The sequence below is a fragment of the Actinoplanes sp. NPDC024001 genome, assembly GCF_040638955.1.
In the GTDB taxonomy this organism is placed as follows: Bacteria; Actinomycetota; Actinomycetes; order Mycobacteriales; family Micromonosporaceae; genus Actinoplanes.
On record NZ_JBEZZB010000273.1, the window covers coordinates 1 to 8,764 of the forward strand.

Below are 8,764 nucleotides of genomic sequence, written 5' to 3' on the forward strand. Positions count from 1 at the left end.
ACGCGCTGCTGGCCACGCTGGCGCCGGACGTGGTCACCTACGGCGACGGCGGCGGGAAGGCCCCGGCGCTGGCGACGCCGCTGGCCGGCCGCGAGCAGGTCGCCGGTTTCCTGATCGGCCTGTTCCGCCGCATCGCCGAGGAGGGCGTCCGGCTGCGCCCCGCCTGGGTCAACGGCCGGCCCGGCGCGGTGCTGCACGCCGCCGGCGGCGCCGTGCTCAGCGTGCTGGCCCTCGACGTGGCCGACGGCCGGATCCAGACGATCCAGGGGATCGTCAATCCGGACAAGCTGGGCCACGTCGGCCCGCCATGACCAGCCGGCCGGCTCACTGAAGCCGGCCGGCGTGGTCCGGCACCTCCGTCTGCATCTCGCGCGGGGTGCGCTGATAGCCGGTGCTCTCCGGCCGTTTCGGCAGCTTGATCCGCGGCTGTTCCACCTCGGTGTACGGGAGGCTCGCCAGCAGGTGGGCGATCATGTTGATCCGGGCCCGCCGCTTGTCCTCGGCGTCCACCACATACCACGGCGCCTCGCCGATGTCGGTGTGCAGGAACATCTGGTCCTTGGCCCGCGAGTAGTCCTCCCACCGGCTGATCGACTCGACGTCCATCGGCGAGAGTTTCCACCGGCGCATCGGATCCTTCAGCCGGGCCCGGAACCGGCGCTCCTGCTCGTGGTCGCTGACCGAGAACCAGTATTTGCGCAGCAGGATCCCGTCCTCCACGAGCAGCCGCTCGAAGATCGGGCACTGGTGCAGGAACCGCAAATACTCCGTCTCGGTGCAGAAGTTCATCACCCGTTCCACCCCGGCCCGGTTGTACCAGCTGCGGTCGAACAGCACGATCTCCCCGGCGGCGGGCAGATGCTCCACGTAGCGCTGGAAGTACCACCGGGTGCGCTGCCGCTCGGTCGGCGCCGGCAACGCCACGATGCGCGCCACCCGGGGGTTGAGGAACTCGGTCACCCGTTTGATCGTGCCGCCCTTGCCGGCCGCGTCCCGCCCCTCGAACAGGACCACCACCCGCGCGCCGGTCGACTTCACCCACTCCTGCACCTTGACCAGTTCCAGCTGGAGCCGTTCCAGCTCCGCCTCGTACCGTTCCCGCTCGAGCTTGGCCACCGCGACCTCCCAGATCGATGACCACATCCTCCGCGCCCCACGCCAAGATCAGAACAGGTATGCGTCAGTGCAGCAGCCGCTGCGCCCAGTAGACCTGCCCGCTGGGGCCGACGCTGATCAGGGCGACCATCAGATCGGCCACCGCCGCCGGGGCGGTGGCGACCTGGTGCCCGGGCGGCGCTGCCGGGCTCGCCGGCGGCAGGGTGCTCTCGAAGGTCACCGGGGACGCCTGAACCGAGGCCACGTGGACGGCGCTGCCGGTGCTCCAGAACGTGCCGTCGATCTCCCGGGTGCCGGCGCCGCGCAGCCACGGGTAGCGCTCCTGCGCCTCGTCCAGGGAGTCGTCCGAGCCGGTGCTCACCGCGCCGGGCCGCGCCGAGGAGGCGGTGAGGAAGCCGGGCTTGAGCTGGCTGCGCTTGTCCAGCACCACGATCCAGAAGGCGCCGCGGTGCGGTGCGGGCGGCCGGTCCCAGGCGACCTGCCCGTGCAGGGTCTGCTCGCCGGTGCCGGCCGCCGGCGTGTCGAGCCGCAGGGTGGCGGTGGCGTTCAGCGCCTCCGGCCCGTAGGGCGCCCGGTAGTGCCACCAGCGCACGCCGGCCACCACCCCGGCGGCGGCCAGCAGCACCGCCACGGCCAGCAGCGCACCGGCCCGCCGGGTCATCCGGCCGGCTGCAGGGCGGCGGCGTCGGGCCAGGCGATCCGCAGCTTCACCGGGGTGCCGACGAGCCGGTCCGCGGGCTGGCTGGCGACCACGTCGCGGCCCGCGCAGCTGCCGCCGAGCGCCGCGTAGAACCGCCGCGCCCGCTCGTTCTGCTCCAGCACCCACAGGTAGACCGGTCTGCCCGCGCCGATCTCGGCGCCGGCGCGGGCCAGCAGGGTGCGGCCGATGCCGCCGCGCTGCCGGTCGTGGGCGACGTGCAGGTTGTCGACCAGGCTGCCCCAGCGCGGGTCGTGGTCCAGCACCACGTGCACGAAACCGGCCAGGCCGCCGGTGTCCTCGGCGAGCACGGTGCGGGTGCCGTCCGGGTCGGCGAGCCGGGCGCTCCACACCGCGAGCCGGTCGGCGAGCACGTCACCGTCGAGGAACGCGTCGCGGTAGGCGCCCCGGTAGTGCCGCCGCCAGCTGTCCGCGTGCAGCGCCGCGACCGCCGCGGCGTCACCGGGCCCGGCCGGGCGCAGGCTCAGCACCGGTCCTCCAGGGCCGCCTTCACCAGGGCCAGAGCCGTCTCCGCGGGGATACCCAGGGCGCGGGTGCGTTCGGCGTACGTCATCGCGGCCTGTTGTGCCTGCCGTGACGTGCCTGCCGCGCGTGAGGTGATCACCGTGCCGGCCCGGCCACGCGTCTCCACCAGGCCGGCCTGTTCCAGCTCGCGGTAGGCGCGGGCGACGGTGTTGACCGCCAGCCGCAGGTCGGTGGCCAGCTGCCGCACCGGCGGCAGCTTGGTGCCGGCGACCAGCTCGCCGCCGGCGGCGAGCTCGGCGATGCGCAACCGGACCTGTTCGTACGGTGGGACCGCCGAGCCGGGGTCGATCGTGATGTCCACTAGATCAGCTTCGGCGGTGTGTTGCCGACGGCGAGGATGGCGCGCCGTAGCGGGACGAAGGCCAGCAGCACCCCGCCGACCAGGAAGAAGACCATCAGCGAGATGATGCCGGTCCGGTAGCTGTTGGTGACCTGGAAGATCAGGCCGAAGAACAGCGGGCCGAGCCAGCTGGTGCCCTTGTCGCTGATCTCGTAGAAGCCGTAGTACTCGCCTTCCTTGCCCTGCGGGATCAGCTGCGAGAACAGGCTGCGCGACAGCGCCTGGCTGCCGCCCATGACCAGGCCGATGCCCGCGCCGAGCAGCATGAACGGCAGCGGTTCCCCCTCCGGCAGCCAGTAGGCGGCGGTGACCACGCCGAGCCACAGCGCCAGGGCCAGCAGGATGGTCTTGCGGGCGCCGATCTTGTTGGCCAGCGCGCCGAGCAGCAGCGCCCCGCCGAACGCCAGGAACTGCACGATCAGGATCGTCAGGATCAGCGTGCCCTGTTCCAGTTTCAGCTCCTCGGTGCCGAACTGGCTGGCCAGCGCGATCACCGTCTGGATGCCGTCGTTGTAGATCAGGTAGGCGCCGAGGAAGAACAGCGTCAGCGGGTACGCCCGCATCCCCTTGATGGTGTGCCCGAGCTGTTTGAACCCGTCGGTGAGCACGTTGCCGCGCGCCCTGGCGGCCTCCACGCTGGGGTGTTCGCGCAGCCACAGCAGCGGCACCACGGTGAACGCCGCCCACCACAGGCCGGCCGACACGATCGACCAGCGGGCGATGTCCAGCGTGCGCTGCGGGTTGCCCTCCTCCGACAGCGACATCACCGCGATCAGGTTGAGCAGCAGCAGCACGCCGCCGCCGAGGTAGCCGGCGGCCCAGCCCCGGCTGGAGATCTTGTCGCGGTCGTCCGGGCCGGCCAGCTGCGGCAGGAACGAGTTGTAGACGACCACGGCCGCGCCGAACGCGATGTTGGCGATCAGGAACAGGAACCCGCCGAGCAGGTAGCGGTCGCCGGTGACGAACACCATGCTGACGGTGGCGGCGGCGCCGAGGAACGCGGCCCCGGCCAGCAGCGGCTTCTTGCGCGGCGCCCGGTCGGCGACGGCGCCCATCACCGGCAGCACGAAGACGGTGAGCAGCACCGACAGCGACACCAGGTAGGCGAAGTAGGAGCCGGCGGCGACCGTGATGCCGAACGGGCGGACCACCCCGTCACAGTCGTCGGCGTCGATCGCGCAGCCGGCGGCCAGCTCGGTGACGGTGGTCAGGAACGGCCCCAGGAACACGGTGATCACCGTGGTGGAGAAGGCCGACATCGCCCAGTCGTAGAAGTACCAGCCGGTGCGTTCCCGGCGGCCGGCGGGAACGGGTGTGGGGGTGCCGGTCACGGCCATCGATCGCGCTCCAGGTTGTTAAGCGGTGCGCGCACATGATGCCACCCGGCAGCCCTCAGCGGGAGATGTGGATCGGTGAGGCTTGTTCGCGACGGTGGAGGCCATACCGCCAGCTCGCGCAGGTGGTGGGGCGCGGTTGGTCGCGAACAAGCCTCACTGTTCACCCGGCGTCCACCACCGGGCCAGGGCGCTGGTGGCCGGATCCTCGTCGGCGGCGAGGACCTCCCACGGGTTCGCGCCTTCCGGGATCTCCACCCCGGCGTAGGCGGCGAGCTCGTCGGCGCTGACCGCCTCGACCGGTGCGGTGAACCCGGACGGGTCGGGCGCGCCGAGCGTGGCGGTGTCGATCCACGGGAAGCCGTCGACCGGTTCGGGCAGCTCACCGACGTCGAGGGCGGGCGGGAACAGCCCGTCGTCGACGCTCTCCGGCTCGGCGGGCTCGGGCACCTGGGGCTCGTCGAACGACAGGTCCGGCTCGTCGACGACGAGCTCCGGCTCGTCGTAGGACAGCTCGGGACCGTCGAGCGGCAGGTCGGGCTGATCGGGCTCGGGCAGCTCCTCGGGTGTGTCGAAGTCGAAGTCGTCGTCCCAGTGGTCGGTCATGAGAGCCTCTCCCGGTCGTCGTCGATCGGTGTGGGGGTCAGGGCGCGGGCGCGCAGCAGGGCCTCGTCGGCCTGCCGCAGCCGGGTGGCGACCGCGTCGCGTTCGGCGGTGGCCGCGGCCCGGCGTTTGGCGCGGCCGGCCGCGTCCTCGGCCAGGGCCGCGTCGATCTCGGCGATGTGCGCGTCGAGTTCGCGCAGCCGCCGTTCGATGGCGTCGTCGAGGGCGATCGACAGCGCGTACTGCAGGTCGGTGAAGCGGGTGCTGATCTCGTCGGTGAGCGCGGCGCGGGCTTCGGCGAGCACGTCGCGCAGCCAGCTCTGGGCCTGCCGGCGGTCGTTGTGCACGCGCCGGCGGTAGAGCACGTAGCCGCCGGCGGCCAGGCCCAGCGCGATCCCGGCGACCGGGATGAGCAGGCCGGCGCCGGCCACCCCGAGCGCGGACATGCCGAGGGTGGCGCCGCGGCCGGCGACCAGGGCGATGCCGCCGGCGGACAGCGCGATCAGCATGTTGTCGCCGGAGCCGCGCGGTGGGCCGGCGGCCAGGGCGTGCCGGATGGTGGCGCTGAGCCGGTTGAGGGTGGCGGCGAGGCGTTCGGCGTCGAAGGCCTCGGCCAGCACCCGTTCGGCGATGGCGTGGTAGGTGGCTTCCAGCCGCCCGGACAGGTCGGCGGCGACGGCCTGCAGGTGGGTGTCGACGTCGTCGGGCAGCCGGGTCAGTTCGTCGGAGCCGGCCTTGTCGATGCGCTGCGCCAGCTCGTTCTGCACCTCGCCGATGCGGGTGCGCAGGTAGCCGACGGTCTCCACCCGGGCCCGCTGGATCTCGGTGCCCAGCCGCAGTGTCCACTGGCGTGACTCGGTGCGTTTGCGCCCGGCCAGCGCGGCGCGTTCGGCGCGGGCTTCGGCCTGTTTCTGCGGGTCGGCGGCGGCCGCCTGGATGCTGGCCTCGGCGGTGTCGTGCAGCCGGGCCAGGTCGCCGCGGGCGGCGCGCAGCACGTTGGCCAGCCGCAGCTGGTGGCCGCGGCCGGCGAGTTCGACCAGGGCGTGTTGCAGCCCGGCGATGCGGGATTCCTCGGCGAGCGTGTCGCGGGTGTCGTCGTCGCCGGTCAGGGCCAGTTCGGCGAGGCGGGCGGAGACCGGGAACCAGGGTGCCGCGGCGAACCGGGGTGCGTGTGCCTGCAGCAGGGCCCGGTTGTCCTCGGCGATGCCGCGCCACTGCGGGAACGCGTCGATCTTGGTGAGGGCGAAGACGACGGCGTCGACGCGTTCGGTGGCGGCGGCGAGGAAGTCCAGTTCGGGTTGCGAGAGCGGGGCGGAGGCGTCGGCGACGAACAGCAGGGCGGTGGCGCGGCGTACCGCGTCCAGCGCGATGGTGGCGTGTGCCGGGTCGAGGCCGCCGGCGCCGGGGGTGTCGAGCAGGCTCAGGTAGCGCAGCAGCGGCGCCGGGTGGGTGACCTCGATGCGGCGGGCCCGGGGGTGGCGCAGGTCGCTGACCTCGATCGGTTCGCCGCCGCCGGGCAGCCAGGCGCGGGCGCTGAACTGTTCGCCGGGCTGGAACTGCAGGTAGGCGGTGGTTGCCACGGAGACGTCCACCGGGGACAGGCCGGGCACCCCGAGCAGGGCGTTGACCAGGGAGCTCTTGCCGCGTTTGGTCTCGCCGACGATCACGATGCCGGGCCGGACGAGGTGGTCGCGGCGCAGCTCGGCCAGGTCGGCGGCGGCGTCCGGGTCGGCGGTGCGCAGGTATGACATGGTGTCGCGCACCGCGGTGTCGAGCTGGACGGTCAGGTCGGTCACCGGCGCACCTCCTGGGCCAGCAGGTGGAAGCCGCGGTGGGCCACCTGCGCGATGCGGGCCTGGGCCGGGCCGGCGCCGTCGACCGCGTAGGCCCGCCAGCGGCCGGCCGCGCTGATCGCCGCGGCGGCCAGCTCGCCCGGGTCGGCTTCGGGCAGTTCCAGGATCCAGCGCGGGTCGTCGGAGGTGGCCAGGCGGATCAGCTCGCGTTCCCAGTCGGTGGGCAGGGGCACGGTGCCGTTGGCGGCGCGCTGCGCGGCGTCCAGCAGCCGCAGCCGGTGGTAGGCGGGGTCGCGCAGCGTGCTCTCCAAGGCGTCGCGGATCACGGTGCCGGCCCGCGGGTCGGCGCTGTAGCCGGCCAGCCGTTCCAGCCGGGTCAGCGCCCAGCCGGCTTTGATCGCGTCGCAGCGCCAGCGGAACGTGCTGTCGACGGTGTCGCGCAGCCGGGCGAACCCGGACGCGGCGTGCAGCCGCCGTACCAGCTCGCCGGTGCCCAGCCGGGGGTCGGCGGCCAGCTGCGCGCAGGCGTAGCCGATGCCGTACAGGTCGAGGCGGGTCAGCAGCCGGTCGCGCTGTTCGACGTCGACCGGGGCGGGCCGGCCGCGGAACAGGTCGGCGGAGGTGAGCAGCAGCTTGAGCTGCGCGGCCGGCAGGGCGGCCAGCGCGGCGAGCGCGTTGCGGTCGGCGCCGGTCAGCCGGCCGGCCTCGGCGGTCTCGGCCAGCAGTGCGGCCACCGGCACTACATCGCCGACGGTACGGGCGAGCAGCCGCGCCTGCTGTTCGGCGAGGGGCCCGGCCACCGGCCACGGGTCCTGGGCGCCGCCGACCAGGGTGTCGACCCGGCTGAGCACGCCGATCGCGTTGATCGGGCTGCTCGCCAGCCGCGCCGACGCGGTGTGGAACGCCTCCAGGGCGCGCATGTCGTCGGCGCGCACCGCCTGGGTGAAGACGTAGACGACCGCTTCGGCGGCGGTGATCTCCGAGGCCGAGTCGGCGTCGATGCCGACCGCCTCCTCGGCGCGGGCGCTGCCGGCGTTGTCGGTCGACGCCAGGCCGGGGGTGTCGACGACGCTCAGCTCGCGCAGCCGGTCGCTGGTCAGGGCCACGTCGAGGTAGGCCACCCGGGCCGCGGGCACGCCGAGGCGGGCCGGGACCATGCCGTCGTCGTCCAGGGGCAGGCTGCGCCGTTCGCCGTCGCGGGTGACCACGTCGATGCGGTCGGCCGGGCCGTAGCGGAACCGGGTGACCACGCGGGTGCACTCGCCGGCCGCGGTGGGGGCGACGCGGCGGCCGATCAGGGCGTTGACTAGTGTCGACTTTCCGGCTTTCAGGCGACCGGCGATCGCGATCCGTAACGGATCGTGTAGACGGTCACCGATCTGTCGTACCTGGCCACCAGCATCGGAGGAGATCTTCGTGACGATCTCGTGACAGAGCGTCGCGACGCCGGTGGTGAGTGGCCCGGTCACCACGACTCGTCAGGTCCGCACAAAGTCGGCGACAATGTGCGTACCGCGGCTGTCGTCGTCACGAGGAGGGCCTTTCCGTCGCAGCAGTGGCAGGACCGAGCGCCTGCCCGCAGCACAGCCTACGGACGTCGGGGTCGCGGCCGGATCCCGTGTTCGTGCCAGTGAGTTCGGGCCAGTGAGGGAGGAGCGCCGGTGGCGGACGAGCCAGAGTCGGCCGCCCGCCTTGCGCTGCGCCACGGGCCCGCACTGGTCGTTCTGACCGGTCCGCCCGGCTGCGGCCGCAGCACGCTGCTGCGTAAGGTCGCCGCGTCGGTGCCCGGCCCCACCCATGTCGGCGGCGGGCTGGCGATGCTGTCCACGGTGCCGGCGCTGGCCCTGTCGCGGGCGGTGCGGGCCCGGCTGCCCGGCGAGGACGTGCACCTGCTCGCCGAGGCGGTGCGCTCGCGGGTGCGCGGTGGGCTGCTGGTGCTCGACGATCTGCAGCACGCCGACCCGGCCACCATTGCCGCGTTGCCCCATCTGGCCCGCGCGTGCCGGGTACTGGTTGCGTTGCGTACGCCGCATCGCCTCGACGAGCCCGCGGTGGCCGCCCTGCGGGCCGCCGCCACCGCCTGGCTCGCGGTGCCGCCGCTGGACCCGGCGGCCGCCCGCGCGCTGGCCCGGCAGACCGCCGCGCGCCTCGACGACGCCCAGCTCAACGCGGTGATCGTGCGGGCCGGCGGCAACCCGTTGGCGATCACTGCGCTGGCCCGGCAGGCTGCCGCCGGTCGCCGCGGATTCGTTCACCGTCGGCGGCCGTACCATCCGCGCGGGCGAGATCATCTCGATCGACGGCACCACCGGCCGCGTCTACGCCGGCGCGGTAC

At 73.6% G+C, this 8,764-nt stretch carries 9 protein-coding genes and 1 pseudogene; 2 read left to right on the plus strand and 8 right to left on the minus strand.

Annotation, left to right across the window (positions count from 1 at the left end):
- Positions 1-311 (plus strand): annotated as a pseudogene (locus tag AB0F81_RS48940) (RNA polymerase subunit sigma-24); the annotation flags it as partial.
- A 13-nt stretch (positions 312-324) separates the two neighbouring features.
- Here the strand turns inward: AB0F81_RS48940 and ppk2 are convergent.
- The 8 genes from ppk2 to AB0F81_RS48980 form a co-directional block, all read right to left on the minus strand.
- Positions 325-1,116 (minus strand): polyphosphate kinase 2, encoded by a 792-nt coding sequence (gene ppk2 / locus AB0F81_RS48945; protein ID WP_360210929.1) that lies wholly within the window; start codon positions 1,114-1,116, stop codon positions 325-327.
- Positions 1,117-1,180: 64 nt separating this feature from the next.
- Positions 1,181-1,777, minus strand: a complete 597-nt coding sequence (locus tag AB0F81_RS48950) for a hypothetical protein (RefSeq protein WP_360210931.1) — start codon at positions 1,775-1,777, stop codon at positions 1,181-1,183.
- Complete coding sequence (locus AB0F81_RS48955; protein ID WP_360210933.1) at positions 1,774-2,304, minus strand: GNAT family N-acetyltransferase; 531 nt, start codon at positions 2,302-2,304, stop codon at positions 1,774-1,776. The genes AB0F81_RS48950 and AB0F81_RS48955 overlap by 4 nt, the downstream gene beginning before the upstream one ends.
- Positions 2,298-2,660 (minus strand): GntR family transcriptional regulator, encoded by a 363-nt coding sequence (locus tag AB0F81_RS48960; protein WP_360210935.1) that lies wholly within the window; start codon positions 2,658-2,660, stop codon positions 2,298-2,300. The genes AB0F81_RS48955 and AB0F81_RS48960 overlap by 7 nt, the downstream gene beginning before the upstream one ends.
- A complete protein-coding gene (locus AB0F81_RS48965) occupies positions 2,660-4,036 on the minus strand; it encodes an MFS transporter (RefSeq protein ID WP_360210937.1) in 1,377 nt (458 codons plus the stop codon). The genes AB0F81_RS48960 and AB0F81_RS48965 overlap by 1 nt, the downstream gene beginning before the upstream one ends.
- A gap of 153 nt (positions 4,037-4,189) precedes the next feature.
- Positions 4,190-4,639, minus strand: coding sequence for a hypothetical protein (locus tag AB0F81_RS48970; protein WP_360210939.1), 450 nt, complete (start codon positions 4,637-4,639; stop codon positions 4,190-4,192).
- Positions 4,636-6,432 carry a dynamin family protein gene (locus AB0F81_RS48975; RefSeq protein WP_360210941.1) on the minus strand — a complete coding sequence of 599 codons (1,797 nt, stop codon included), beginning with the start codon at positions 6,430-6,432 and terminating at the stop codon, positions 4,636-4,638. The genes AB0F81_RS48970 and AB0F81_RS48975 overlap by 4 nt, the downstream gene beginning before the upstream one ends.
- Positions 6,429-7,898 (minus strand): dynamin family protein, encoded by a 1,470-nt coding sequence (locus tag AB0F81_RS48980; protein WP_360210943.1) that lies wholly within the window; start codon positions 7,896-7,898, stop codon positions 6,429-6,431. The genes AB0F81_RS48975 and AB0F81_RS48980 overlap by 4 nt, the downstream gene beginning before the upstream one ends.
- Before the next feature lie 192 nt (positions 7,899-8,090).
- On the opposite strand from AB0F81_RS48980, the gene AB0F81_RS48985 reads away from it, so the two are divergent.
- A partial coding sequence (locus tag AB0F81_RS48985; RefSeq protein WP_360210945.1) for an ATP-binding protein occupies positions 8,091-8,764 on the plus strand: 674 nt, incomplete at its 3' end.

What these genes read in the sequence shown, in the direction of transcription:
- AB0F81_RS48950 (WP_360210931.1), bottom strand. Translation starts at nt 1,777, where the DNA reads ATGACCCGGCGGGCCGGTGCGCTGCTGGCCGTGGCGGTGCTGCTGGCC.
- AB0F81_RS48970 (WP_360210939.1), bottom strand. Translation starts at nt 4,639, where the DNA reads ATGACCGACCACTGGGACGACGACTTCGACTTCGACACACCCGAGGAG.
- AB0F81_RS48965 (WP_360210937.1), bottom strand. Translation starts at nt 4,036, where the DNA reads ATGGCCGTGACCGGCACCCCCACACCCGTTCCCGCCGGCCGCCGGGAA.